Source organism: Alistipes sp. AF48-12 (assembly GCF_003477565.1).
GTDB classification, from domain to species: domain Bacteria; phylum Bacteroidota; class Bacteroidia; order Bacteroidales; family Rikenellaceae; genus Alistipes_A; species Alistipes_A hominis.
This window is the reverse complement of the sequence record NZ_QUDJ01000003.1, coordinates 178,689-204,916: the sequence shown is the minus strand read 5'-3', so window position 1 is coordinate 204,916 and position 26,228 is coordinate 178,689. Positions and strand designations below refer to the sequence as shown.

At 55.7% G+C, this 26,228-nt stretch carries 19 protein-coding genes and 2 pseudogenes; 9 read left to right on the top strand and 12 right to left on the bottom strand.

Going from position 1 to position 26,228, the window contains the following annotated elements:
• Positions 1-11: 11 nt before the first annotated feature.
• Positions 12-2,447, bottom strand: a complete 2,436-nt coding sequence (thrA, locus tag DW082_RS03160) for a bifunctional aspartate kinase/homoserine dehydrogenase I (RefSeq protein WP_055206317.1) — start codon at positions 2,445-2,447, stop codon at positions 12-14.
• Positions 2,448-2,852: 405 nt separating this feature from the next.
• Here thrA and DW082_RS03155 point away from each other — a divergent pair, with 405 nt between their 5' ends.
• On the top strand, positions 2,853-3,290 hold the full coding sequence (locus DW082_RS03155) for a DUF5606 domain-containing protein (protein WP_101573208.1): 438 nt from the start codon (positions 2,853-2,855) through the stop codon (positions 3,288-3,290).
• Positions 3,291-3,361: 71 nt separating this feature from the next.
• Here the strand turns inward: DW082_RS03155 and DW082_RS03150 are convergent, their stop codons facing one another.
• The 6 genes and pseudogenes from DW082_RS03150 to DW082_RS03130 form a co-directional block, all read right to left on the bottom strand.
• On the bottom strand, positions 3,362-4,597 hold the full coding sequence (locus tag DW082_RS03150; RefSeq protein ID WP_118457276.1) for a cellulase family glycosylhydrolase: 1,236 nt from the start codon (positions 4,595-4,597) through the stop codon (positions 3,362-3,364).
• Positions 4,598-4,732: 135 nt separating this feature from the next.
• Positions 4,733-5,656 (bottom strand): DUF4861 domain-containing protein, encoded by a 924-nt coding sequence (locus DW082_RS03145; RefSeq protein ID WP_259335485.1) that lies wholly within the window; start codon positions 5,654-5,656, stop codon positions 4,733-4,735.
• The gene (locus DW082_RS14885; protein ID WP_259335484.1) at positions 5,647-5,829 is read right to left on the bottom strand and encodes a hypothetical protein; all 183 of its coding nucleotides are present in this window, start codon (positions 5,827-5,829) and stop codon (positions 5,647-5,649) included. Before DW082_RS14885 ends, DW082_RS03145 begins: the two co-directional genes overlap by 10 nt.
• A 13-nt stretch (positions 5,830-5,842) precedes the next feature.
• The gene (locus DW082_RS03140) at positions 5,843-6,637 is read right to left on the bottom strand and encodes a gluconate 5-dehydrogenase (protein ID WP_101573215.1); all 795 of its coding nucleotides are present in this window, start codon (positions 6,635-6,637) and stop codon (positions 5,843-5,845) included.
• A gap of 7 nt (positions 6,638-6,644) precedes the next feature.
• Positions 6,645-7,480: pseudogene (kduI, locus tag DW082_RS03135) on the bottom strand (5-dehydro-4-deoxy-D-glucuronate isomerase).
• A gap of 24 nt (positions 7,481-7,504) precedes the next feature.
• Positions 7,505-8,527, bottom strand: coding sequence for a LacI family DNA-binding transcriptional regulator (locus DW082_RS03130; RefSeq protein WP_101573431.1), 1,023 nt, complete (start codon positions 8,525-8,527; stop codon positions 7,505-7,507).
• 228 nt (positions 8,528-8,755) lie between these two features.
• Between DW082_RS03130 and DW082_RS03125 the strand changes: the two genes are divergently transcribed.
• The 3 genes from DW082_RS03125 to DW082_RS03115 all read left to right on the top strand — a co-directional run bounded on the left by DW082_RS03125 (position 8,756) and on the right by DW082_RS03115 (position 12,441).
• Positions 8,756-9,985 carry a glycoside hydrolase family 88 protein gene (locus DW082_RS03125; protein ID WP_101573217.1) on the top strand — a complete coding sequence of 410 codons (1,230 nt, stop codon included), beginning with the start codon at positions 8,756-8,758 and terminating at the stop codon, positions 9,983-9,985.
• A gap of 149 nt (positions 9,986-10,134) precedes the next feature.
• A complete protein-coding gene (locus DW082_RS03120) occupies positions 10,135-10,566 on the top strand; it encodes a hypothetical protein (RefSeq protein WP_101573219.1) in 432 nt (143 codons plus the stop codon).
• Positions 10,567-10,725: 159 nt separating this feature from the next.
• Complete coding sequence (locus DW082_RS03115) at positions 10,726-12,441, top strand: heparinase II/III family protein (protein ID WP_259335483.1); 1,716 nt, start codon at positions 10,726-10,728, stop codon at positions 12,439-12,441.
• A 59-nt stretch (positions 12,442-12,500) separates the two neighbouring features.
• Here DW082_RS03115 and DW082_RS03110 read toward each other — a convergent pair whose 3' ends face one another.
• The 3 genes from DW082_RS03110 to DW082_RS03100 are packed head-to-tail and all read right to left on the bottom strand — an operon-like array spanning position 12,501 to position 15,351.
• Positions 12,501-12,953 (bottom strand): GNAT family N-acetyltransferase, encoded by a 453-nt coding sequence (locus DW082_RS03110; protein ID WP_101573223.1) that lies wholly within the window; start codon positions 12,951-12,953, stop codon positions 12,501-12,503.
• Positions 12,954-12,971: 18 nt separating this feature from the next.
• The gene (locus DW082_RS03105; RefSeq protein ID WP_101573225.1) at positions 12,972-13,295 is read right to left on the bottom strand and encodes a cupin domain-containing protein; all 324 of its coding nucleotides are present in this window, start codon (positions 13,293-13,295) and stop codon (positions 12,972-12,974) included.
• A 13-nt stretch (positions 13,296-13,308) separates the two neighbouring features.
• Positions 13,309-15,351: an alpha-amylase family glycosyl hydrolase gene (locus DW082_RS03100; protein WP_118457271.1), complete on the bottom strand. Its 2,043-nt coding sequence runs from the start codon at positions 15,349-15,351 to the stop codon at positions 13,309-13,311.
• A gap of 146 nt (positions 15,352-15,497) precedes the next feature.
• On the opposite strand from DW082_RS03100, the pseudogene DW082_RS03095 reads away from it, so the two are divergent.
• The 5 genes and pseudogenes from DW082_RS03095 to DW082_RS03075 all read left to right on the top strand — a co-directional run bounded on the left by DW082_RS03095 (position 15,498) and on the right by DW082_RS03075 (position 22,260).
• Positions 15,498-17,019, top strand: a pseudogene (locus tag DW082_RS03095) (peptide MFS transporter).
• Between the two features lie 43 nt (positions 17,020-17,062).
• Positions 17,063-18,373: an acetylxylan esterase gene (locus DW082_RS03090; RefSeq protein WP_182424074.1), complete on the top strand. Its 1,311-nt coding sequence runs from the start codon at positions 17,063-17,065 to the stop codon at positions 18,371-18,373.
• Between the two features lie 127 nt (positions 18,374-18,500).
• Entirely contained in the window at positions 18,501-19,274 is a 774-nt protein-coding gene (locus DW082_RS03085; protein WP_153498401.1) for an MBL fold metallo-hydrolase, read from the top strand.
• Between the two features lie 4 nt (positions 19,275-19,278).
• Positions 19,279-21,390, top strand: a complete 2,112-nt coding sequence (locus DW082_RS03080) for a radical SAM protein (RefSeq protein ID WP_118457268.1) — start codon at positions 19,279-19,281, stop codon at positions 21,388-21,390.
• Positions 21,391-21,447: 57 nt separating this feature from the next.
• Positions 21,448-22,260 carry an SDR family oxidoreductase gene (locus tag DW082_RS03075; protein WP_055206342.1) on the top strand — a complete coding sequence of 271 codons (813 nt, stop codon included), beginning with the start codon at positions 21,448-21,450 and terminating at the stop codon, positions 22,258-22,260.
• Positions 22,261-22,444: 184 nt separating this feature from the next.
• Here DW082_RS03075 and uvrA read toward each other — a convergent pair whose 3' ends face one another.
• Positions 22,445-25,270 carry an excinuclease ABC subunit UvrA gene (uvrA, locus tag DW082_RS03070; protein ID WP_118457266.1) on the bottom strand — a complete coding sequence of 942 codons (2,826 nt, stop codon included), beginning with the start codon at positions 25,268-25,270 and terminating at the stop codon, positions 22,445-22,447.
• A gap of 28 nt (positions 25,271-25,298) precedes the next feature.
• A complete protein-coding gene (locus DW082_RS03065; protein WP_118457264.1) occupies positions 25,299-26,201 on the bottom strand; it encodes a lytic transglycosylase domain-containing protein in 903 nt (300 codons plus the stop codon).
• Positions 26,202-26,228: the final 27 nt, after the last annotated feature.

Genomic DNA, 26,228 nt, shown 5'->3' with positions numbered 1-26,228 from the left:
TGTTGCTCTGTTTACCGGATATTCGCAATGCTGATAATGTCCGCGAAGACGCCTGCGGCAGTCACTCCGGCTCCGGCTCCGTATCCTTTGATCTGCATCGGATACTCCTTATAGCGTTCGGTTGTCAGCAGGATTACGTTGTTGCTGCCGGCCAGGTGGTAGAACGGGCTTTCGCTGTCTACCTCGCGCAATCCCACTTCGGTCTTGCCGTTTTCCATCGTGGCGATGAAACGCCAGCGCTTACCGCTCGCTTCGAGCTTTTTGCGGCGCTGTTCGAATTCGGCGTCGATCTCGGGAATTTTACGCCAGAAATCCTCGACCGATCCTTCGAAATATTTTTCGGGGATGAACAGGTGCTTTTTCACGTCGGCTTGTTCGACTCGGTACCCGGCTTCGCGGGAGAGAATCACCAGTTTGCGGATTACGTCCATGCCGCTCAGGTCGATCCGCGGGTCGGGTTCGGCATAACCGGCTTCCTGTGCCATTTTGATCGCTTTGCTCATCGGCACGGTCGCGCTCATCTCGTTGAAAATATAATTTAGCGTTCCGGAAACCACCGCTTCGATTTTCAGGATGCGGTCGCCGCTGTTGATCAGATCGCTGATCGTATTGATGATCGGCAGGCCCGCTCCGACATTCGTTTCGAATAGGAACTTGACTCCCCGTTTACGGGCAATCGATTTGAGTTCGTGATAACGGTCGTATTCGGACGACGCCGCGGTCTTGTTGGCGGCCACGACCGAAACGTTGTGCTCCAGCAGATCCTTGTAGATATCCGCAACCTCGGCGCTGGCCGTGCAGTCCACGAAAACGGAGTTGAAAATATTCATCGACAGGATCGCATCCCGGAATGCCGCCGGCGTCGAGACGTTTTCCGAACGCCGGAGTTCGTCGCGATAGGTCTTCAGGTCGAGACCGTCGCGGTCGACGATATACCGTTTGGAGTTGGTCGCGCCGACCACCCGGATCTGCAAGGAATTTTCCTTCATCAGCTTGGCCTGCTGCAGGCGGATCTGTTCCAGCAAGTTGCTTCCGATCAGCCCCACTCCGGCGATAAAGATATTCAACACCTGGTAATCGGACAGGAAGAACGAATCGTGAAGCACGTTCAACGTCTTGCGCAGGCTGTCGAGCGACACCACGAACGAAATGTTGGTTTCCGAAGCCCCCTGCGCGCAGGCGATCACATTGATCCCGCTACGGCCGAGCGTGCCGAACAGTTTTCCGGCGATACCCGGCGTGTGTTTCATATTTTCGCCGACGATCGCGATCGTGGCGAGATTCGGTTCTTTTTTGATCTTATTGATTTCCCCCAGCGCGATTTCCTGCGCGAACTCTTCAGTCAGCACTTCCATCGCGAGATCCGCGTCGTCGTTGCGCACGCCGATCGAGGTCGTATTTTCGGACGCCGCCTGCGAGACGAGGAATACGCTGATTCCCGATTTGGCGAGCGTTTTGAAAATCCGGTAGTTGACGCCGATAACGCCGACCATGCCCAAGCCCTGGATCGTGATCAGGCAGGTGTCGTTGATCGACGAGATTCCTTTGATCGCCCGGCTGGCATCCCCCGACGACTCCCGGGAAATGGCCGTGCCTTTCGAATCCAGGTTGAACGTATTGCGGATCACGATCGGAATATTTTTGTGGTAAGCCGGGAAGATCGTCGGCGGATAGATCACCTTCGCTCCGAAATTGCATAGCTCCATCGCTTCGACGTAACTCAGGTGTTCGATCACGTACGCATCGTTGATAACCTTCGGGTCGGCGGTCATAAAGCCGTCCACGTCCGTCCATATCTCCAGCGCGGACGCTTTCAGCGTCGATGCGAGGATGGCTGCCGTATAGTCCGATCCGCCTCGGCCGAGATTCGTCGCGTCGCCGTTGGCCAGGTCGGTTGCGATGAAACCGGGGACGATCGCCACGTGAGGCATCTTTTCGAAACGGCGTTCGATCAATTTTTCGGTGGATGCGAAATCGACCACATGGCGGTTGAACAGCGGTTTGGTTTTGATGAATTCCCGCGCGTCGTACCGAACCGAACCGGCAACCGCGCCGCATACGATCTCCGACGAAAGCCGTTCTCCGTAGCTGAGGATCATGTCGGTCGTTTTCGGGGAGAGATCCCGGATCAGGTAAACCCCTTTGAAAATATTGCTCAGTTCGTCCAGCAGTTCATCCAGCCGGTTTTGAACTCCCGGCCGGTTTTCGGGCAGCACGATCTTTTCGACGAGTTCGTTGTGGCGGGCGATCATGGCCGTACACTGGGGCATATAAGCTTCGTCGCCGGCAGCAGCCAGACGAGCCGTAAGCAACAGTTGATCCGTTATGCCTCCCAAGGCCGATACCACTACGATCACATCCTCGGAACAGGATTCCACGATTTTCTTTACTTGCGATAGCCCTTTTTCGGAACCGACCGAAGTCCCGCCAAATTTCAATACTTTCATCGGTTTATTTTTCATAAATTACGTTTAGTCTTTCGGCACCAACCGGACGATCCGCCTTTTTGCCGTTCGGCGAGCTTCCGGCGCGGAAAATTTCTCCGCGCTTTTCAACCTGCAATAATAGGGAAAAAAACCGCAAAAACCTAATTTCGACACCGATCCGGGGGCATTTTATCGGTTTGTTTCGTGTGCCGAAGGCTCGTTTACTGGGGCTCCGGTTTGCAGCGACAGCTCCGCAACGAAACGGCGTTCCCCGGGAAAGCCTCGGGAGCCGTCGCTGCGAACCGGTATGCAAATTATAGCGAGCGGATGTTACCGGAATATTTAATTTGTGCGACATTTCCGAAAAGCAATGCATTTTCGGTTTTTTATTGTACTTTTGGAACCGCAAAACCAAAAACAAGTTTTATGAAGTTGAAAGATGTTCTGGCCATCTCGGGTCAGGGAGGATTGTTCAAGTTCGTGGCGCAGAGCCGCAACGGCATCATCGTCGAATCGCTGGCCGACGGAACGCGCACCTGCGCCCCGGCGACCGCAAGGGTCAGCTCGCTCGGAGAGATCGCTATTTTCACCGACGGGGAAGACATGCCGTTGGCCGAGGTTTTCCAAAAGATTTATGAGAAATGCGAAGGTAAGCAGACGATCGATCCCAAGTCTCCCGCCGAAGCGCTGAAAAAATATTTTGCCGAAGTGCTGCCCGAATACGATCGCAGCCGGGTTCATGTTTCCGACATGAAAAAAATGGCGACGTGGTATAACCTGCTGGTCGCTTCGGGAATGACCGAATTCAAAACCGGGAACGAAGAGTCTCAAGAAGAATCCGGCGAAAACGGCCAACAATCGTAACGCGGCACACCCGGATGTTATAAAACGAAAACGGATCTCGTCGAGATCCGTTTTCGTTTTTTGTCGAGTGTTCACTTCCCCGTTTCTCGGGCATATTTTTCGTTGTATTCCCGGATCAGGCCGAATAGGTACTGTCCCCGAGGCTCCGTCGCCGTGAAACTATGTTCGACATCTCCTCTCAACGCGAAATTCCACAGCAGGGTGAGTTGTACTCCCGCGTCCAGGAAAGCGTCGTAATACTTGCGGTAAGCCTCTTCGGACTGCAACACGCCTGCGAATTCGCCGACCACATATGCTTTGTTGAGCGTTCGTGCGGCATACATCGCTTCCCGGAGCTGCCGGTCGAGCGACACCTTTCCGCAGTCGGAAAATTTTCGGCCGGTTTCGTAAACGTGTTCGGTTACGGTATTGATCGGATACGGATTGAACAGGTTCGTAATCGCACGGTACTGTCCGGTATCGTCCGTATCCCAGGAGTTTTCGACGTACTGATGGTACTGGGAAGGCCTGAGGGTCGCGTTGCCCGACAGGATCATCCGCGAGTCGGGATCCTTCGCCCGGACGATATCGGCGAAAGTACGGAATGCGAAATGAATGTCGTCCCCTTTCGTCCAATTGGCGGGATCTTCCGTATCGAACCGCTCCTGCCAGTTCGGCAGGTCGGCCTGCAAATTCAGTTCGTTGCCGAATTCCCAACCGAAAATACTCTTGTATTCCCGCAGAGCCGTTACGACGTCCTCGGTGTACCGCATGAGGAAACCGACTGTCCGGCTACCTGCTTTTCCCCAGCAGCGGTAAGGTTCGCCGTAGTAGAGCGAAACGGCCGAGTAGTTCCAGAAAAAGCTCGGGATCAGGCCGATTTCGCACTGCTGGGCATAAGCGGCGACTTTGCGAAGCGCAGCCAGGTAGTCGTCCCGGTGATCCGTATAGGCGGGGAGTTCCTCGCTGTAAAAGACGCCGCAATTGAAACGGACGACGCCGACGCCCTGTTCTTTCAGTATATCCAGCGAAGCGTAGGCGTCGGTAAGGTCGATTCCGCCGTCTTTCAGGCAATACGAAAAAAGGCCGTAGCAGTTCACTCCGGTAGCATGGTATTCCCGGCCGGCCAGGCAAATGACCGCTTCCGAAACGGCATTTACGCCCGTTGCGGGCACATTTTTTACATAGAGTCCTTTGCGGACGCTTTCGTTGTTCCAGTAACGGGTTTGCAGGTCGGAAATACCGGCTCCGTTGTCGGACGGACGATTGCAGCCTGCGGTCGACAGTACGGACAGCAGCAGTAGGGCGGATCGAAAAAATCGTTTCATAAATTCGGGGTTGGATTGCACCGGCAAAAGTAATATCCCGGTCGGAAAATAAAAAATTTAACCCGTATTTTACCGGTAAAGGCCGGCGGTTCGCACCGTCGGCCTTTACGTTTTGTCCGGAATGATCCCGGTCGGTTACCGGATGTCGACGACCAGCGGAGCGGCGAGTCTGGCGGATTCGTTTTTCACCTCTTCGAACCACGCTTTCGCATCTTCCGTACCGGCTTTGCTCCAGCCTGCGCCGGTGTAATAGGTGAACGGTTCGTTCGCTTTTACGGACGTAAGCGCCAGCAAGTGACCGCAGTTCTCGACGCTCTGCGCGATGCCCTCGGGAAATACTACGCCGATGCCGGTATTTCCGTCGTTACCGGCCGCCGGTTCCCAATAGGCGATGCAATGTCCGTCCTGCATCCGTTCGCCTCCGTCCCGCAGTACGATGCCCGCTGCCGCTTCCATCGACCGGTCGTAGATCTCGGTCACCCGGTTGAAGCGGGTGTTGGCATCCAGCGAGATGATCCGCTTTTCGGTTACCGGCCGGTCGCCGACCCGGTACGGAGCGTAGGTCAGTTCGAACGTGATCCGGATCGGGCCGTTGTCCAGAATCCTGGATTCGACGAAATTGTTTCCGAGCCAGACCGTATCGTTCAGGTAAGGAGCCATCGCTCCGGCGCCGAGCGTCCGGCCTACTTTGTAGCAGTCGAGCCCTTCTCCGTGGTCGGTGTGGTAATCGCCGTTTTTATACCATTTATCCACGACCAGGTCGCGCGTGCGTTTTTGCCAGATGTCGATCCCGTTGCTGATCTCGCCGGTTGCCTGCAGGGCCGGACCGTACATACGGAAACCGATCAGGTTGTTTTCCCAGGCGAAATCGTCCATTCGTTCAGGCACCAGTCGCCCGAATACCTGCGGTGTCGGCGGAGCCGGACGACCTTTGCGGATCTGGTATTTTTCCGAAGCGTCGCCGATCAGAGATATCTGGAAAATCAGGCTCTGCGGCGTTTCTTCGCCGAGCGTCACGGCCTGGCACGGCAGCGTATCCCCGTCGGGCGTCAGTACCACGACTTCCTGCGGCGCGACGCCCGGCAGCGCGGATTCGACTTTTGCCAGGGAATTTCCACCGTTTCGTAAATTCGTTCCAGACCGGTCGGATTCGTTACCTCGACGACCAATTCCCGCGTGCACGACGCCCATGTCAGCGCGCACGATGCGACAGCCAATAAAATCAGTTTCATATGCGATATCATTTTAGTTTTCATTGGCGGCCCGCCCCAGCGAAGCCAGGATACCGCCGTCGACATACAGAATGTGTCCATTTACAAAATCCGACGCCCGCGATGCGAGGAACACGGCCGCTCCGGCCAGGTCCTCCGGATCGCCCCAGCGCGATGCCGGGGTGCGGCTGACGATGAATTCGTTGAACGGATTACCGTTCACGCGGATCGGCGCCGTCTGTTCGGTCGCGAAATAGCCGGGGCCGATGCCGTTGACCTGGATGTTGTGTTTCGCCCATTCGGTTGCCAGATTTTTCGTCAGCATTTTCAATCCTCCTTTGGCCGCGGCGTAAGCCGTTACGCTGCTGCGCCCGACCTCGCTCATCATCGAACACATGTTGACGATCTTGCCGTGTCCGCGGCGGATCATTCCGGCGGCGACCGCCCGCGACATCAGAAAAGGCGACGTCAGGTCGGTCGCAATTACCTCGTTCCACTCCGGCAACGTCATTTCCAGCGCCGGAATCCGCTTGATAATCCCCGCATTGTTGACCAGGATATCGATCGGGCCCGCTTCCCGTTCGATCCGGGCGACACCTTCGGCGACGGCCTGCTCGTCGGTCACGTCGAACAAATAGCCTTTTGCGTCGATTCCTTTGTTCTCATATGTTTTCAGCGCCTTGTCGAGCCGGTCGGCCGAATGTCCGTTGACCGCCAGCGTAGCCCCGGCTCCTGCCAGCGCCGTCGCCACTGCCATGCCAAGACCGTGTGTGGCTCCGGTTACCAGCGCCACACGTCCTTCCAGGGAGAAAAGTTTTCGTATATCCATCGCTTCGTTATTTTAGATCGGTTACGGCGCAGGTGTCCATATCCCCGTAATCGAGGTTTTCGCCGGCCATGCCCCAAATGAACGTATAGTTATGGGTCGCGCAGGCCGAATGGATCGACCAGGCCGGGGAGATCACCGCCTGGTGCTTCCGCATCCAGATGTGGCGGGTCTGTTGCGGCTGCCCCATAAAATGGCATACGGCCGCGTCCGCCGGAAGTTCGAAATAAAAATAGGCTTCCATGCGCCGGTTGTGCGTATGGGCCGGCATCGTGTTCCACACGCTGCCCGGTTCGAGTTCGGTCATTCCCATTTGCAACTGACAGGTCGGAAGCACCTGTTTGACAATCAGTTTATTGATCGTACGCGCGTTCGAATCTTCGAGCGAGCCCATTTTGGCGACGACCGCGTCGGACTTGGTTACTTTCCGATCGGGATAGTTCCGGTGGGCCGGTGCGGAATTGATGTAGAACAGGGCCGGTGCGGAAGCGTCCGCAGAACGAAACGTTACCGTCCGGTCGCCGCTGCGAGGTAGAGAGCCTCCTTGTAATTCAGTTCGAACGTGTTGTCGCCGGCTTGTACCGTGCCTTTTCCGCCGACGTTGATGATCCCGAGTTCACGGCGATGCAGGAAAAAGGGAGCTTTCAGCGGGTCGATCGGCGTCAGTTCGAGCGGTCGGCCGACTGGCATGATCCCTCCGACGATCAGTCGGTCGTAAGCCGAATAGACGAGCCGGATATCGTCCGGTTCGAACAGTTTTTCGATCAGGAATTCCCTGCGGAGCCTGTCGGTGTCGTACCCCTTCGCATCGTCCGGGTGTGCGGCATAGCGTTCTTCGTATTGCATATCGTTTTTCAAATAATAAATTTGTTATTCGGTTCTTTTCCGTTGCGAGGATTCGCGGACGATCAGTTTAGGGGGAATCACGATGTCCATGTAAGGCCCTCCGTCGAGTTTATCCAGCAGCATCTGCGCGGCGGCGCTTCCCATCCGGTAACCGAATTGTTCGACCGAAGTGAAACTGGGGGTGATCAGCTCGCAGAACGGTTCGTTGGCAAATCCGGCCAGCGCCATGTCGTCCGGGACGCGGAGTCCGTGTTCGCGCAGCGACCGGTAGGCCCCGAGAGCCGCATAATCGCCGGCGAAGAAGACGGCTTCGGGCAGCGTCTCCCCGGCGGCAAACAGTCGTTCCATCGCTTTATAGCCTCCTTCTTCGGTCGTCGCACCTTCGGCGATCCAGTCGGAGAGCGGTTCGATTCCGTGACGGCGCAGCGCGTCCTCGTAACCCGTCCTCCGGTTTTTCCAAATGCTGACGCGTTGCGATCCGGCATAGTGATAAATCCGGCGGTATCCCTGTCCGATCAAGTGCTCGACCGTATCGAAGGCCCCTTTGTAATCGTCCAGCAAAACGGTGCCCGCGTCCAGCCCGGGAGCGTAACGGTCGAAAAGCACCAGCGGCATACCGTAACGGGATAATGCCCGGTAATGCGTATAATCCCCGGCGCCCGATGCCAACGAGGCGATCACGCCGTCCACCTTGCCGTGCAGAAAACTGTTCAGTATCCGCACTTCCCGTTCCGGATCGTTCCGGGACTGGTAGATCATCACGTCGTATCCCCGCTGCGAAGCGGCTTCCTCGATGCCGTCGATCGCCACGGAGAAAAAGTTTCGGCTGACCATCGGCACCACGACCCCGATCGTTCGGGTGCTGCCCCGCTGCAAGTTGACGGCGAATACATTGGGTTTGTAGCCCATTTCTTCGGCCGTTTTCCGGATCCGGTCGCGCATTTCGACGCTGATCGCGGGGTTATCCTGCAGCGCCCTCGATACCGTGGAAGTCGAAACCCCCAGCTTCCGCGCGATGTCGTAAATCGATATTTTTTTCGTCTTCATAAACGGTTTCTTCGCTTCTTTCGTGCAACCGATTGCAAATATAATCATTCCTTTTTACAGATCGTATCTTTCCCCGAATTTATTTGCGCTACACGCTTTGTTGTTACTATGCTTTCCCGATATTTCCTACCGGAACGGTTTGCTTTTCCGGAAAAAACGCTTTACATTTGTGCAAACGGTTGCATTGGCGGCCGAACAGTTGTAAAACCGAAAATCTGACCTGAAACTATGAAAAAGAACAAATGGGTGCCGCTGCTCGGCATCGCGGCTCTGCTGTCGGTGAATGGCGCATGCTGCAAAAGCAAATCGCCGCGAATCGATGTGAAAAAATATACGGAATCGGCGGCGCGGCAAACGGCCGGACTGTATGACAAACTGATGGCTACCGGCGAACGCAAATCCCCGCAAAATTTCCAGAACGGGGTGAACCGTTACTGCGCTTACGAAGGGTGGATCAGCGGTTTCTTCCCCGGTTCGCTGTGGTTTCTGTACGAGCTGACCGGTGATCCGCAGTGGAAAACGCGCGCGTCGGAACAGACCGAACGACTCGAACGGATCAAAAACCTGACTTCGGATCACGACATCGGATTCCGAATGGGATGCAGTTACGGCAACGGTTACCGAATCACCGGCGATCCGGCATACCGGGACGTGCTGATTCAGTCGGCGCGTTCGCTGGCGACGCGGTTTCAACCCGAGGCCGGCGTGATTATGTCGTGGAACCCGAACAAACGCTGGAAATGCCCGGTTATCATCGATAACATGATGAATCTCGAACTGCTGTTCAACGCTGCGATTTACAGCGGCGATTCGAGTTTCTATAAAATTGCGGTGTCGCATGCCGATAAAACGCTCGAAAACCACTACCGTGCCGACCACAGCTCTTTTCACGTCGTCGACTACGATCCGCAGACGGGAGCCGTGCGGATGAAAAATACGGCGCAGGGATACGCCGACGGTTCGGCCTGGGCGCGCGGACAGGCATGGGGACTGTACGGATTCGTGACCTGCTACCGGTTCACCGGAGACGAACGTTATTTACAGCAGGCAGAAGCGATTGCCGACTTTATTCTGAATCATCCGCGCCTGCCGGAAGACATGATCCCCTATTGGGATTTCGACGCTCCGAACATTCCGGACGAACCGCGCGACGCTTCGGCCGGAGCCATCGCCGCTTCGGCTCTGTACGAACTCGCTTTGTACAGCGACCCGAAGTATGCCGACGCGGCCGACCGGATGCTGGCTTCGCTCTCATCGGACAGTTATACGGCCCCTGTCGGGGAAAACGGAAATTTTATCCTGATGCATTCGGTGGGTAGCAAACCGGCAAATTCGGAGGTAGATGTTCCGATCGTTTATGCTGATTATTATTATCTTGAAGCGATTTACCGACACCGGCAGTTCAAGAAGTTGAAAAAGCATTTATGGGACGGGCGCCTACCTGCTTTGGGGAAATAATTGACATTTGTAAATGTTTAGGGACAGGTTTTCCGCCTACGGAAGATTCGGTTCCGGTACACAAACAACAGGAATTAATGAATAAAAAATCTCGATGGCTGGCGTGGTTCGTCGCGATCGCAGCGACCGCCGGCCTGTGATCGGATACCATGAAATACGACGGTAACAATCAACTTTTTATTGCCCGGTTCGAAGGCGGCGTTTGGAAACGGATGCGACTGATCCGCTGGAATTGCCGTTGGCACATTCAGGGCTGGGATTCCAGGCCGACCGAACTGGGCATCGGCACCCCGAAGGTTGCCGAAGACAGAAAAATCGCTTTCGGATACGATCATATCCGGGAAAGGAAAAGCCGGGTGCTGATCGACGGGAAAAGCCTGCAGCCGGTCGGAACCCGGGAGGTTTCGGATCGGGTTTCGGCGCAACTTCGTGCCGTCGCGTCTTCGTTCCCGGGTATGCGGGTACATACGCTTCTGCGCGACAATCACCTATTGCGCTGGGAGACGTCGCCGACAAACAACGACCGCAAGCCTGCGGCGATTCCGCTGCCTTCGGAGTTGGTGCTCTATAAAATTCGTTAAAATTCAAAATCGTCCAAAATGAATGCGAAAGGTATCGTACTTGTAGTCGTAATTTCTTTCTTTGCAACGTTATCCGGCGCCGATAATAAAGTTTCGATAGATATCGGGAAACTTCCTCCGCATCCGCGCATTCTGTTATGCAAAGGGGCCGAGAAAGCTTTGAAAAAACAAGCGAAACTGCCGGTATGGAACGGGTTGTACGAATCCATTTTGCAGGCATGCGATACGATGCTCGGGCTTCCCGTCAACGAACGGGTCGTCGTGGGACGGCGTTTGCTGGCAACCTCCCGTGAAAACCTGCGGCGCATCCTTTTCCTCGGATTTGCCTACCGGATGACCGGTGAAAAGAGGTATTCCGACCGGGCCGAGGCCGAAATGCTGAAAGCGGCTTCATTCTCGGACTGGAATCCGTCCCACTTTCTGGATGTGGCCGAAATGACCGCCGCCCTGGCGATCGGTTACGACTGGCTTTATCCGAAACTGTCCGAAACATCGCGGCGAACGATCCGTACCGCAATTCTCGAAAAGGGACTGAAACCTTCGTTCGGGAAAGAGCATGACGCGATCCTGAACGCGCCGACCAATTGGAATCAGGTGTGCCATTGCGGCATGGCTTACGGGGCGCTGGCGGTCGCCGAGACGGAACCCGACCTGGCCCGGCGGACGATCGAACGCGCTGTCGAAAAAGTACGTATCCCGATGCGCCATTACGCGCCGGACGGGGCTTATCCGGAAGGATACGCTTACTGGGAATACGGAACTTCTTTCAATGTATTGCTCATCAGCGCTATGGAGAATGCTTTCGGGACGGACTTCGGGTTGTGCGATGCTCCCGGTTTTCTGGAGTCCGGGAAATTCATGCTGCACATGGTCACTCCGCAGTTGCGTTCGTTCTGTTATTCCGATTGCAGCACCGACGCAGGATTGCTCCCGGCTCTGTTTTGGTTTTACCGAAAAACGGGAGACGCATCGATTCTTTGCAATCAGGGCCGGTTATTACAGGCGGACAGCCGCAAAAATCACCTGCAAGACCGGCTGCTCCCGTTGCTGTTCGTCTGGGGGCAGGGAGCGTCGCTCGACAAACCGACCGTGCCGGAAACCCTATATTGGAAAGGCGGCGGCGATAATCCCGTTTTCTTAATGCGTTCCGGCTGGAACGATCCGGACGCTCTGTATGTGGGGGTTAAAATGGGAACGCCGGGAGCCAGTCATGCCCACATGGATGTCGGCAGTTTTATTTTCGAGGCCGACGGGGTGCGCTGGGCGATCGATATGGGCGGAGAGGATTACGACCGGCTTGAAAAACGCGGGGTGGATCTGTGGAACGGAGCGCAAGGGTCGCAGCGATGGGAAGTTTTTAGATATAATAATAAAGCGCATAATACGCTTACGTTTAATGATAAACCGCAGTCGATTAAAGGAAAAGTGCAGATAAAGGATTGGCGCGATTCGACCCGGCTCCGTTACGTTGCGATGGATCTGACCCCGGTTTACGAAGGCCAGGTGCGGTATGCGGAGCGGGCCGTAGCGATGGTGGACGACTCTTATGCGGTTATCGAAGACCGAGTGGAGCCGGGACTCTATTATACCCAGATGCGCTGGACGCTCGTCACGGAAGCCACGCCCCGGATTTTGTCGGACAGCGTTCTGTTGCTGGAAAAGGGGGGGAAGCGGTGCTACGTGCGGATCGCTTCGCAGACGCCCGTCCGGTGGATAATCCGCCCGGCCGTTTCGGAAAATACTTACGATTCTCCGAATCCGGGTGTTACGATCGTCGCATTCGATACGGATCTGACATTGCGGCAAGCACAGCGGATATGCGTGTTTCTGATGCCCGGCGAAATGAAGGAGACGGCATATACTTCTGTCTTATAGTTTGCTGAAAATAAGCATTGTATTCAATCCGAACGAATCCGATACGTTAGGCGACGCAACTACATTCCGGAATGCGGTAATTCCAGATGCAGGATCGGATAGGGTCTGCCGGAACCGTCGGTTTCGCTACGGGAAACGTATCGGAATCCCAGGCGGGCGTAAAAACCCGCCGCCTGTTCGTTCTGCTCGTTGACGTCCACACGGGTAACGTGCAGGCGGTCGATTGCATATTCTACCAAATGCCGACCCAGGCCCATCTCCCGGAAGGCGGGATCGACGAACAGCATTTCGATTTTACGTTCGGATACCCCCATGAAAGCCACGATCGCGCCGTCGTTCCCGCGCAAGCCGTACAGTTCGACGCTTTTCAGGTATTCGTTCCGGATCAGCGGTTTCAGGTAGCGGATATACGCCTCGTCCAAAAAGTGATGCGTAGCGCGCACCGATGCTTCCCAGAGTGCTGTCAAGGCGTCGAAATCGGTGGCGGCGGGACGAAAAAATGTCGGATCCATCGGAAGATGCGGTTTGGATTATTCGACTGAAATGCCGATCATTACGGTCGTTTGATCGGTATGATTCCAGACGGCGTGCGCAATGCAGCCCGGTACCCGACACGATTCGGTTGGATTCAGAATTCGTTCGGAATCGCCCAATCGGATGCGGACTTGACCGCTGGTTACGATAAACAGATGGTCGTGCCGATGAGTATGCATTTCAACGGGGCCTCCGCCGCCCGGTTCGAGGTAAGCGATCGCGGCGTCGATTATTTTCCCTTCCCTGCCGAACAGTTTTTTCGCCCGGAAAAGAAGGTGGTCGGCAGGAGTGATAAAATCTTTTAAATCATTGAAATCCATCAGTTCGATTCATTTAACGATTCATTCTGGTCAGCACGAGGGCCGACCGGCACAGGTTGTAGATGCGGATGTATGGCCGCGTACTGCCGTCGCTGTCGGTCTGCGAAAAACTGAACGCTTTCACAGCCGGGTCGATCCGGCCGTAACCGCCGAATTCGGGAGCGTCGGAAGTCAGTACGATCCGGTAACGGCCCGGTTCCGGAACCGGGATCGCATAGTCGGGAATACTGTTCCGAGGGTGCCAGTTGAATACGAAAACCGTTGTCCCGTGACTGAATGCGAGTGTTTGGTTCGCCGTATCCATTAGGTGGTTATAAGCGTACCCGCTGCCGAGAATGTCGTATTTCCGCACCAGTTTCAGCATGGCCCGGTCGAAAGCGCCCAAGTAACTGTAACGCAGAAATCCGTTCTCGGCAAGACTCCACAGACGCCGCGCGTGAGCATAGCTCCAGCCGTTCCCTTCACGCGGGAAATCGATCCATTCGGGATGTCCGAATTCGTTGCCCATAAAATTCAAATAGGCCTGTCCCGCCAGCGAGATCGTAAAAAGCCGGATCATCTTGTGCAGCGCCATGCCGCGGTCGATCACGACGTTCTGTGCGGCGCGGTTCATATCGGTGTACATCTGCTTGTTCATCAGCCGGAACGCAATGGTCTGGTCGCCGACCAATGCCTGGTCGTGCGACTCGCAGTAGGCCACCGTTTTGACATAAGGCAGCCGGTCGGTCATCATGTTCCACATCTGCCAGATGTCCCACTGTTCGTCAGGCACTTCTTTCAGCAGTTTGATCCAGAAGTCGGGCACGGCCATGCCGAGCCGGTAGTCGAACCCTACCCCGCCCTCTTCGGCCGCGGCGCACATGCCGGGCATACCGCTGACGTCCTCGGCAATCGTGACGGCGTGCGGATACAGGTCGTGGATCAACCGGTTGGCCAGCGTCAGGTAACATAGCGCCTCTTCGTTGACCTCCGGGCTGAAATATTTCTCGCGGCTGTCGAACTCCGTATAACCGTGGTGATAATAGATCATCGACGTGACCCCGTCGAAACGGAACCCGTCGAAATGAAACTCCGTCAGCCAGTATTTGATGTTGGAGAGCAGGAAATGACGCACTTGCTCCTTGCCGTAATCGAACAGCTTCGAATCCCAGTACGGATGATCGCCGGCTTTGCCGGCCGGCGAATAGAGGTGATCCGTGCCGTCGAGCTCGTTTAGCCCTTCGTTGATATTTTTCACGTAATGCGAATGTACCAGATCCATAATCACCGCCAACCCCATCGTATGCGCCTTGCGCACCAGGGCTTTCAGTTCTTCCGGAGTGCCGAAGCGCGACGACGGGGCGAAAAAATTGCTGACATGGTATCCGAAACTGCCGTAATAGGGGTGTTCGGCGACCGCCATCAATTGAATCGTGTTGTAGCCCGCTTTTTTGATATGCGGCAGGATCGTTTTGATAAATTCGCAGTATGTGCCGACTCCTTCCTTTTCCTGGGCCATCCCGACATGGCACTCGTAAATCAGCAGACTGCCTACGGAGGCGATATCGAACGAATCGCCGCGCCAGTCGAACGGCTCGGCGGGAGCCCATAATTGCCCCGTGTAATCTTTGGTATGTTCGTCCTGCACGACCCGCCGGATGTACGACGGAATGCGTTCGAGCCAGCCGTTGTCGCCATGCACCAGCATTTTGACCTTCGAACCGTGTACCAGGCGTTCCCCATAGGTCTCGTCCGGCAAAAAGACGCTCCATACGCCGCAGCCGTCCTTTTTCAGCGGTAACTGCGTGCGCTGCCAGCCGTTGAAGTCGCCGAACAGGTACACATCCTTCGCGCCGGGCAGCCATTCGCGGAACCACCAGCCCCGCAGCGCGTCGTCATACTGAAATCCGAAATAAAAATAGCCGTTGGCATACTCGGTCAGCGAACCGCATTCCTTCCCGATGGCGGACAGCCGCTCCCGGTAACGGTCGTAACGCCGCAGCATATCCTCCGCATTGGGCTCAAGCCACGGATCCTTTTTCACGATCGGTAATTGCGCTATGGTTTCAGTCTTCATAATTACGGTCTGTTTCCACGTTAAAGTTAATCAAAATCCGACGAAGGGCAAATCAAACGAAAAATTTGCCCTATCTTTGCGTATCCGGACATACGGCTCCGGAGACCGGCAGGGCTGCCGGCGCCAACCTAAACCACTGATGTATTATGTTTAAAAACCACCCTAAGGGATTGCTTCCCGCTGCGCTGGCCAATATGGGCGAGCGCTTCGGATTTTATACCATGATGGCGATCCTCACGCTGTTTTTGATGTCCAAATTCGGACTCGACAAAACCAATGCCGGACTGATCTACTCGGTATTCTATTTTTCGATCTACATTCTCGCCTTCGTCGGCGGCTGATCGCCGATAAGACCCGGAATTACAAGGGAACCATTCTGGTCGGGCTGATCGTTATGGCGCTGGGATACCTGCTGATCGCCGTCCCTACGCCGACTCCGGTCCGGAACGTACCGTTGTTCCTGACCGTCACCTGTGTCGGCCTGTTTACGATCGCCTTCGGCAACGGTCTGTTCAAAGGCAACTTACAGGCTCTGGTAGGACAGATGTACGATAACGAGAAATACGAAAAAATGCGGGATTCGGGGTTTTCGCTGTTCTACATGTTTATCAACGTCGGAGCTATTTTCGCGCCGCTCGCCGCCGTGGGCATGAGAAACGGCTGGTTGTCCTCGCAGGGATTCCTGTACGACCCGGATCTGCCGGAGTTGTGCCACGGTTTCCTGAGAAACTCGCTTTCGCCGGAAGCTACGGCGCGGTTTCAGGAGCTCGCCGCAACGGTCAGCAAAAACGGCGCTCCGACCGACATGACCGCATTTGCCGACGGGTATCTGGCGCTTTCGCCACCGGATTCCATTTTGCTTTCGGGATCGCTATTTTCGCCATGTTGATTTCGCTGGTCATTTACCTGGCCAACAAACGGAAGCTGCCCGACCCCCGCAAATTGACCGCTTCCGGAGCGACTTCCGACCCGCATACGGTGCGTATGGCCGCCGCCGAAGTGAAAAAACGGATATGGGCTTTGATCGCCGTTTATGCGGTCGTTATTTTCTTCTGGTTCTCTTTTCACCAGAACGGGCTGACGCTTACTTTTTTCGCAAAAGATTACACGCTGCTGAAAATCGGTTCGCTCGATCTTTCCGCAGAGATATTTCAGTCGATGAATCCGTTTTTCGTCGTATTTCTGACGCCTGCGGTGCTGGCGTTTTTCGGATGGATGCGGGCCAACGGCCGGGAACCGTCCACGCCGGCTAAGATCGCCATCGGGATGGGAATCGCCGCGACGGCCTACCTGGTCATGATGCTCGGCTCGCTGAATCTTCCGTCGGCGGCCGAGGTCGAAGCGATGGGAGGACTGCCCGATTCGGAAAGCGTCACCCCGTTTCTGCTGATCGGCACTTACCTGATACTGACGATCGCCGAACTATTCATCAGTCCGCTCGGCATATCGTTCGTGTCGAAGGTGGCTCCGCCGCAATACCAGGGATTGATGCAGGGCGGGTGGCTCGGTGCCACGGCCATAGGCAATCAACTGCTGTTTATCGGGGCCGTTCTTTACCAGACGATCCCGATCTGGCTCACCTGGGGAATGTTCGTGGTCGTTTGCCTGATCTCGATGATCGTGATGTTCTCGATGCTGAAATGGCTGAACCGGATCACCAAACAATAGAGTTTAAACTTCCGAATAACCATAAAGCTACGAACTCATGAAAATGACAAAGTATTTGTCGCTGCTGCTCGGCATTCTGCCGACAGCGCCGCTTTGCGCGCAATGGGAACTGAACGAGGCGGACGGTTACCGGCTGATTGTTGTCACCGACCGCCCGGATGCCTTGTATGCCCAAGGGGATGAGATCTGTTTCATCGTCACGCTCGAAAAGGACGGCGCTCCCGTTAGCGGCGACCGGGTGGCGTGGTGCGTCACCAAAGACACCTGGGATCCGAAAACCGAGGGACAAGTGGCGATGCGGGACGGGAAAGCGGTGCTGGGCGGCAACGTATTGCATGAACCCGGTTTTTTCCAGTGCATGGCGCGTTACGCGACGCCTCAGGGAACCGAACTGCATGCGATGGCCGGCGCGGCCGTCGATCCGGAGCAGATCGCGCCCAGTATGCCGGAGCCTAAGGATTTTATGAGCTATTGGAAACGCGAGATAAAGAAGCAAGCCAAAATACCGATGAACATCCGGGTGACCCGGGTGCCGTATCCGGAGGATCCGTCGGTCGAAATGTTCGACATTCAGGCCGACTGCCAGGCCGGAAACTTTTCCGCCTGCTATGCTTACCCGAAAGGGGCTGCGGACAAATCCCTGCCCGCGCTGGTCACGCTGAACGGGGCCGGAGTGAAAAGCTCGCGGCTGTACTGGGCGGCCTACTGGGCTAAGGACGGGTTGTGCGTCCTCGACTTTAACGTGCACGGGCTGCCGAACGGTCGGCCGGACTCCTATTACCGCCAATTGGAAGACGGCGAATTGCATAACTATTTTTTGTTCGGACGCGACGACCGCAATACGATGTTTTTCCACGAAATGATCATGCGTCTGCTGCGAGCCATCGACGTAATCACCGTCCAACCGCAGTGGGACGGCGAGAACCTGATCGTGCAGGGTTGCAGCCAGGGCGGAGCGCAGGCGATCATCGCCGGAGCCCTCGATCCCCGGGTAGACCTGGTTTGTTCTGAAATTCCGGGGATGTGCGACCATACCGGTATGCTGGTCGGCCGGGTCAGTTGCTGGCCGAAGCTGGTTACGAATACTCCGAACGGGAAACCCGATCCGAAACGACTGGAAGCGGCGCGCTATTACGACCTTGTCAACTTCGCTCGTCACGTCAAGGTTCCCACGTACGTGACGGTAGGCATGATCGATTCGGTGTGTCCGCCGACGACGGTTTATGCGATGTTCAACCAACTGCCCTGCGACAGGCATATTCAGCAGTTGCCTTTGGGGCACGTTCAATCCGGAGAGGGCGAGAACAATTCGCGCAGGGCGATGCAGGAATTCCTCCGCAGGAAGCGCGAATAAGGATGCGGTCACTGTAAACCGATCGGAAAGGCCCGGAAATTTTCCGCGCCTTTTTCCGTTTTGCCGGCCGCCCGTTCGACGGGGATAATTTTTTGCTATCTTTGAAGTTAAATTTGCGAGACGATTTATGATCAGACTTACTTTTTTAGGAACGGGGACTTCTCAGGGCGTGCCGGTTATTTCGTGCGGCTGCTGGGTCTGCCGTTCCGACGACAGCCGCGACAAACGGTTGAGAACATCGGCCCTCGTGGAAACCGGCCGGACTACCCTGCTAATCGATGCTGGGCCGGATTTCCGGCAGCAGATGCTCCGCGAATCGGTCGGTAAGCTCGACGGCATCCTGCTGACACACGAACACAAAGATCATATAGCCGGGCTGGACGACGTGCGCGCTTTCAATTACGTTACCGGCAAGCCAGTCGATATTTATGCCGAAGAGCGGGTGCAACGGCGGGTGAAACAGGATTTCGACTATGCGTTTTCCGAAAATCCCTACCCGGGGGTTCCCGAGATCCGGCTGCATACGATTCTGCCGGACGCTCCGTTTCGGATCGGCGACGCCGAAATCGTTCCGATCCGCGGCATACATTATAAGTTGCCCGTTTTCGGATTCCGGATCGGCCGGCTCGCCTACCTGACCGACATGAACCGCATCGACGACCGCGAGCTCAAAAAGATCGAAGGAGTGGATACGCTGGTTATCAACGCCCTGCGAAAAGAACATCACCTGTCGCATTTCACGCTGGACGAAGCGTTGCATATCTGTTATCGGGTGTCGCCCCGTGCCGCCTACCTGACCCATATTTCCCACCAAATGGGCCGTCATGCGACCGAGGAAAGGGCATTGCCGGAAGGGGTGCATTTCGCCTACGACGGACTGACGGTCGAGATACCCGATTAACCGCATGGAAAGACTGTTATTGATTACGCCGCCGTTTACCCAGGTCAACTGTCCCTATCCGGCAACGGCTTACCTGAAAGGATACCTGGAACGGAAAGGTTTCCCGGTCGATCAGTTCGACCTGTCGATCGAACTGATCGGCGCGATCTTCACGAAAGAATTCCTGCAACGGCTTTTCGATCGTTATCCCGGCAGCGAGGACGAAAATATTCGGCTGATTTACCGGATGCGGGAGCGCTACACGGCGACCGTGGACGCCGTAACGGATTTTCTGCGGGGAAAGGACGGCACGCTGGCCACCCGGATCTGTACCGGAGAGTATCTGCCGCAAGCCGCCCGGTTTGGGGCCGTCGAGGACCTCGGCGATTATTTCGGAACGCTCGGCACGACCGAATGCGCCCGGTTTCTTTGTACGCTTTACATGCAGGATATCAGCGACTTCATCCGCGCGACGGTTACCGGAAATTTTGAGATCGTCCGTTACGGCGAACGGATTTCGCTGGCAATCGAATCGTTCGCGCAATTGGAGGCCGAACTGGCGCTTCCGCCGAATCCGATCGAAGAACGGATGAACGAATTATTAGGCGAGAGGATCGAAGTCCTGCGACCGTCTTTCGTCGGATTCACGGTGCCGTTTCCAGGTTGCCTGCTCGCCACGTTGCGCTGCGCCCAATTTATCCGCAACCGCTATCCCGGGATCCGGATTATCGTCGGCGGAGGATATCCGACGACCGAACTGCGCAGTATGAGCGACAAAAAGATTTTCGACTACGTCGATTATGTGATTCTGGACGACGGGGAAGCGGCGCTCGAAAGAATCCTCGTTTCCGGAGAGCTGTTGCATACTTATACGAGAGAAGGGTATCACGACGGAGACGAAACGATTACGCACCTGCAACGCGGTTGTCCCGATTTTGCCGACCTGCCGCACGACCGTTACCTGTCGCTGTTGGAGGTGACCAATCCGATGCATCGTCTGTGGAGCGACGGCCGCTGGAACAAAATGATGATCGCGCACGGTTGTTATTGGGGGAAATGTGCGTTCTGCGATACTTCGCTCGATTATATCCGCCGGTACGACAGCGTTCCGGCCGAATGTTTCGTGGACTGGATGGAGCAGGTAATCGCTCAGACGGGCAGTCGCGGTTTCCATTTCGTCGACGAAGCCGCCCCGCCCCGGTTGCTGAAAGAGATTTCGATCGAAATCCTGCGCAGGCGGCTGAACGTCGTCTGGTGGACGAACGTGCGCTTCGAGAAGAGTTTTACCGGCGATCTGTGCCAACTGATGGCCGCAGCGGGTTGCATCGCGGTGTCGGGCGGCCTGGAGGTCGCTTCGAACCGTTTGCTGAAGATGATGAACAAAGGCGTCGATATCGAACAGGCGACCCTTGCCATGCGGAATTTATGCGACGCAGGAATCCTGGTGCACACGTACCTGATGTACGGTTTCCCGACCGAGACACTGCAGGAAAGCGTCGATTCGTTGGAAGTCGTGCGGCAGTTGTTTCGCGCCGAACTGGTGCATTCGGCATTCTGGCACCGTTATGCGATGACCGTCCACAGCCCGAGCGGGCGGAATCCCGAAGAGTACGGAGTCAAACGGCGCAACGCCCATGTGCATCTGTTTGCCAATAACGAAGTGGCGTTCGTCGAAAACCGGGGATACAACATCCGCCAGGTAGGAGAAGCGCTGAATGAAGCGTTGGCGAATTACATGTACGGCAGTGGCATCGACCGGCCGGTGCACAAATGGTTTGCCGGGAAAGTGCCTCCCGCGACGGTGGACGCGACCCTGGTCGCCGACCAACTGATTAAACCCGACGCCGCCAGACTATACAACGAAAAAGCGCGGATAATCTGGATCGGCCTGCCGCCGGAACGCAGCGAAGAAGGGATTGCGCTGTACGGAGCCTCCGGTGCCAAAGTCGTCCGGTTCAAACCGCACGAGACCGCTTTTCTGTTGCGAATCATGTCGCTTGCTGCAGATCTGTCGCAGACCGTTACGTTCGGACAGGCCTCCAAACTTTTCGGTACGTATAGCGACGAATCGTTCGTCGCATTCTACCTGTCGAAAAAGTGGGATATATTGCGCTCGTTCGGACTGCTTCAGGTGTAGATTGCAAACGGCATTTTTTTATATAAAGAATTTGTTTATGTAAAATAGATTAATACGATGAATTTTAAAGATAAAGTAGTAATTATTACCGGGGCATCGTCCGGAATCGGATATGCGCTGGTTTATGAATTCGCTTCGCACGGCGCAAAAATCGCGCTCGGAGCGAGATCGGAAGGGAAGTTGGCCCGGATCGCCGAAGATTTGGAGACGCGCGGAACGGAAGCCGTTTATGAGGCGACCGACGTGACCCGGGAAGCGGATTGCAGACGGCTGATCGAACGGACGGTCGAACGATTCGGCCGGATCGACATTTTGATCTGTAATGCGGGGATCTCGATGCGCGCGTTGTTCGACGACGTCGACCTGGATGTACTTCGTCAGCTGATGGACGTCAATTTTTGGGGAGCCGTTTACTGCACCAAATATGCCCTACCCTATCTGCAAGCCTCGAAGGGATCGATCGTCGGCGTATCGTCGGTGGCCGGTATCCACGGTTTGCCGGGACGCACGGGCTATTCGGCTTCGAAATACGCGATGACGGGATTTATGGAGACTATCCGTATTGAAAACCTGAAAAAAGGCGTGCACGTAATGATCGCGGCCCCCGGCTTCACGGCGTCGAATGTCCGCTTCTCGGCATTGACGGCCGACGGATCGGTTCAGGGCGAATCTCCGCGCGAGGAAGAGAAGATGATGAGCGCGGCCGAAGTCGCGCACCGGATCGTTCGGGGAATCAGCCGTCGCAAACGCACCCTGTTGATGGAATTCAACGGAAGGGCTACGATGTTGATTAAAAAATTTGCGCCCGGATTGCTGGATAAGCTCTATTACAACCACATGGCCAAAGAGCCGGACTCTCCGTTCAAATGACGGACGGTAGTTATCGACAGGTTGTAAACATTCTGTCGACCGATTTCGATAAAACTACAAACAACAAAAGAGCGCTTATAAACATAAAGCGCTCTTTTGTTTATAGTTTGTCAACTTGTTTTCAACAATGAGAATAGGATCGCGGACAGCCGCGAATCGCATTGTCCGCAACAGCGACAGAAGGTTAACGTTTCAATAACGGTTTCAGGAATTGTCCCGTATAGCTTTTCTTAACGGAGGCGACCTGTTCCGGCGTTCCGGTTGCGATCAGGCGCCCGCCTCCGGAACCGCCCTCCTGGCCGATGTCGATCAGGTAGTCCGAGACCTTGACCACATCCAGGTTATGTTCGATCACAATCACGGTGTTCCCTTTGTCTACCAGCTTGTTCAGTACGTCCAGCAATACGCGCACATCTTCGAAATGAAGCCCGGTAGTCGGCTCGTCCAGAATGTAGAGCGTCCGGCCGGTATCGCGTTTGGCCAGTTCGGTCGACAGCTTGATCCGCTGGCTTTCGCCGCCGGACAGCGTCGTACAGGGCTGGCCGAGCCGCAGGTATCCGAGGCCCACGTCCTGGATTGCTTTCAGTTTCATGTGAATCGACGGGATCGCTTCGAAAAATGCGGCCGCCTGGTTGATCGTCATGTTCAGCACGTCGTCGATGTTCTTCCCTTTATATTTTACTTCGAGCGTCTCGCGGTTGTAGCGGTGTCCGCCGCAGACGTTGCACTTGACGTAGACGTCGGGCAGAAAATTCATCTCGATCGTTTGTACGCCGGCTCCTCGGCAGGCTTCGCAACGGCCCCCTTTCACGTTGAACGAGAAACGTCCGGCTTTGAATCCGCGGATCTGGGCGTCGGGAGTCGATTCGAACAATTTGCGGATATCGCCGAAGACGTTCGAATAGGTCGCCGGATTGCTGCGCGGCGTCCGCCCGATCGGCGATTGGTCGACGACGATCAGTTTGTCGATGTGCTCAATACCCTCGATCCGGTCGTGTTCGAGCGGCTGTTCATAGGAGTTGTAGAGTTCACGGGCAATGGCATACCGCAGCGTGGCGTTTACCAGCGAGGATTTGCCGCTGCCGCTGACCCCCGTCACGCAGATCATCTCGCCGAGCGGAAAATCGACGGTTATATTTTTCAGGTTATTTCCCCTCGCCCCGTGTACCACGATGTGTTTTCCATTCCCCGTGCGGCGTTTTTCGGGCAGTTCGATCCGCCGGCGGCCGGTCAGGTAATCGGCCGTGATTCCGCCGGACTCCATAACCTGTTGCAACGTTCCGGATACCACGACCTCTCCGCCGCGGACACCGGCTCGCGGCCCTACGTCCACGACCCAGTCGGCATTGCGGATCATGTCTTCGTCGTGTTCCACGACAATTACCGAATTCCCCGCGTCGCGCAATGCCTTCAGACTGTTGATCAGTTTGATATTGTCGCGCTGATGCAATCCGATGCTCGGTTCGTCGAGGATATAAAGCACGTTGACCAGTTTCGACCCGATCTGAGTCGCCAGCCGGATCCGCTGGCTCTCCCCGCCGGACAGCGAACGCGAGCTGCGGTTCAGCGACAGGTAGCCCAGTCCGACGTCCAGCAGAAAACGAAGTCGTTCGCGGATCTCTTTCAGAATTTCGTGTGCGATCTGCTCCTGTTTTTTCGAAAGGCGTTTTTCGATGCCTTCCATCCAGAGGGCGAATTCCTCGATACTGAGCGCCGACAATTCGGCGATGTTTTTTCCGTCGATTTTGAAATAGAGCGCTTCCTTGCGTAGCCGGCTGCCTCCGCAGACGCTGCATACGCGCCGGACGACGAATTGTTCCTTCCATTTGTCCCCTTTGCTGGACGCAGAATCGTCGCGCTGCTTCTCTATATAATCCGCTACGCCTTCCCACGAAACCATGTAATTGCCCGTACCGCCCAATTCGCGCGCATCGATTCGCAACGGTTCGCTGTCTCCGTACAACACGGCATTCAACGCCTCCTCGTTCAGCGATTCGATCGGATCGTCGATCGTAAAGTCGTATTTCCGTCCCAGGGCTTCCAATTCGGCGAAAAGCAGGTTGTTGCGGTAGCGCCCCAACGGTTCGACCCCGCCGTCGCGGATCGATTTGCCGCCGTCGGGAACGATCCGCTCCATATCGAACACGGCCTCTTCGCCCAGCCCGTTGCAGTGCGGGCAGGCCCCTTGCGGCGAATTGAACGAAAAAGAGTGCGGAGCCGGCTCGTTGAACGCGATTCCGCTGGTGGGGCACATCAGGTGCCGGCTGTAAAACCGGACGTTGTCGTCGTCGTAATCGTACACCATCATCGTGCCCTTCCCTTGCCGCATCGCCTCCTGCAAGCTTTTCAGCAAACGGCTGCGGACATCCGGTTTCACGACGAGCCGGTCGACGACCAGTTCAACGTAGTGGATCTTATAACGATCGAGTCGCAACCCCGCGAAAATTTCTCGGATTTCGCCGTCGACCCGGGCATACAGATAGCCTTTTTTAGCCAATCCTTCGAACAATTCCCGGTAATGTCCTTTGCGACCGCACACCAGCGGAGTCAACAAGGCGATTTTCCGACCGTCGAAGTTCCGAAGGATCAGATTGCCGATCTGATCGTCGGTATGGTGTACCATCTTTTCGCCCGTTACCGGAGAATAGGCATCCGACGCGCGGGCGAACAGCAGCCGTAGGAAGTCGTTGATTTCGGTTACCGTTCCGACCGTCGAACGCGGATTTTTGTTCGTAGTCTTTTGCTCGATGGAGATCACGGGACTCAGCCCGGTGATCTTGTCCACATCGGGACGCTCCATCGTTCCGACGAACTGCCGCGCATAGGTCGACAGCGTTTCCAGATAGCGGCGCTGTCCTTCGGCATAGATCGTATCGAAAGCCAGCGACGATTTCCCTGAGCCCGAAAGCCCCGTTATGACGGTCAGCGAATCGCGGGGAATCTCCACATCCACGTTTTTCAGGTTGTGTACCCGCGCTCCGTATATTTTTATCGTATTGTTCTCAGACATTGTATTTTCTTCACGCCCCGCGTCCGGATTAATCGTCGGTACGGAATCCTCCGTTGGGCACCTTGATAACGAAACTGCGGCGCGCTTTATTATCGTAATCGTAATCGCGTATCCAGTGGTTCAGTTCCCGCAACATCTTGTAGGTCGTCCCGTTGCTGCGCGCTACGGCGGACCAGTCGATGGCCGCATTGTCCACGGTGACCTCGTGGTAATCGGTCAACGGTTGATAATAGTCCTCCCGTGCGATCCGGTATCCGTAGGTTTCCGGGTCGGAAGCGATCAGTTTGAAAGCGAGTACCCGGAAAACATACCGCATGGTCTCGTCGGGCAGAAACAGGTCGTAATAGGAATTCACGCCCTGTTTTTCGAGACGCCTGGAGATGCCGGCTATCCCCGCGTTGAACGATGCCGCCGCCAGCGTCCAACTGCCGAGACGGGCTTTCGCATCCGCCAAATACTTGCAGGCGGCTTCGGTCGCCCGTTCGATATGGTAACGTTCGTCGACGCCGCCGGACATGAACAGTCCGGCCGATTTGGCATAAGGAGGCATCAATTGCCACAGTCCGGCGGCCCCGGCTCCGGAACGGACATCCGGATCCAGTCCGCTTTCGGCCATGCAGAGGTATTTGAAATCGTCCGGGATACCGTATTTTTTCAGGATCGGTTCGATCACCGGAAAGTAGCGCGTCGTCGCCAGCAGCGTTTGCGTCGTCCGCGAGTGCAGGTACATCGTCGTCAGCACTTCGCGCAGCAGGCTCTCACGGGTATCGTAATTTCCGAGCGGCACCGGCTCGCCGGCAAAATTCAATTCGCGGGGAAGCGACGGAACGACGACCGGAGCGCACGGATCGGTCGTCGCAGGCATCAGCGGAGGTTGGGCGCAAGCCGCGACGGAAACCGTCAGCAGGAGCGTACAGATAACGTATTTCATAGGTGTTCGATTTCTGATTAACATACA

Bases quoted from the DNA above. Each gene is read 5' to 3' on its own strand.
- thrA (WP_055206317.1), bottom strand. From the start codon at position 2,447: ATGAAAGTATTGAAATTTGGCGGGACTTCGGTCGGTTCCGAAAAAGGG.
- DW082_RS03155 (WP_101573208.1), top strand. From the start codon at position 2,853: ATGAAGTTGAAAGATGTTCTGGCCATCTCGGGTCAGGGAGGATTGTTC.
- DW082_RS03150 (WP_118457276.1), bottom strand. From the start codon at position 4,597: ATGAAACGATTTTTTCGATCCGCCCTACTGCTGCTGTCCGTACTGTCG.
- DW082_RS14885 (WP_259335484.1), bottom strand. From the start codon at position 5,829: ATGAAACTGATTTTATTGGCTGTCGCATCGTGCGCGCTGACATGGGCG.
- DW082_RS03140 (WP_101573215.1), bottom strand. From the start codon at position 6,637: ATGGATATACGAAAACTTTTCTCCCTGGAAGGACGTGTGGCGCTGGTA.
- DW082_RS03130 (WP_101573431.1), bottom strand. From the start codon at position 8,527: ATGAAGACGAAAAAAATATCGATTTACGACATCGCGCGGAAGCTGGGG.
- DW082_RS03125 (WP_101573217.1), top strand. From the start codon at position 8,756: ATGAAAAAGAACAAATGGGTGCCGCTGCTCGGCATCGCGGCTCTGCTG.
- DW082_RS03120 (WP_101573219.1), top strand. From the start codon at position 10,135: ATGAAATACGACGGTAACAATCAACTTTTTATTGCCCGGTTCGAAGGC.
- DW082_RS03110 (WP_101573223.1), bottom strand. From the start codon at position 12,953: ATGGATCCGACATTTTTTCGTCCCGCCGCCACCGATTTCGACGCCTTG.
- DW082_RS03105 (WP_101573225.1), bottom strand. From the start codon at position 13,295: ATGGATTTCAATGATTTAAAAGATTTTATCACTCCTGCCGACCACCTT.
- DW082_RS03100 (WP_118457271.1), bottom strand. From the start codon at position 15,351: ATGAAGACTGAAACCATAGCGCAATTACCGATCGTGAAAAAGGATCCG.
- DW082_RS03090 (WP_182424074.1), top strand. From the start codon at position 17,063: ATGACAAAGTATTTGTCGCTGCTGCTCGGCATTCTGCCGACAGCGCCG.
- DW082_RS03085 (WP_153498401.1), top strand. From the start codon at position 18,501: ATGATCAGACTTACTTTTTTAGGAACGGGGACTTCTCAGGGCGTGCCG.
- DW082_RS03080 (WP_118457268.1), top strand. From the start codon at position 19,279: ATGGAAAGACTGTTATTGATTACGCCGCCGTTTACCCAGGTCAACTGT.
- DW082_RS03075 (WP_055206342.1), top strand. From the start codon at position 21,448: ATGAATTTTAAAGATAAAGTAGTAATTATTACCGGGGCATCGTCCGGA.
- uvrA (WP_118457266.1), bottom strand. From the start codon at position 25,270: ATGTCTGAGAACAATACGATAAAAATATACGGAGCGCGGGTACACAAC.
- DW082_RS03065 (WP_118457264.1), bottom strand. From the start codon at position 26,201: ATGAAATACGTTATCTGTACGCTCCTGCTGACGGTTTCCGTCGCGGCT.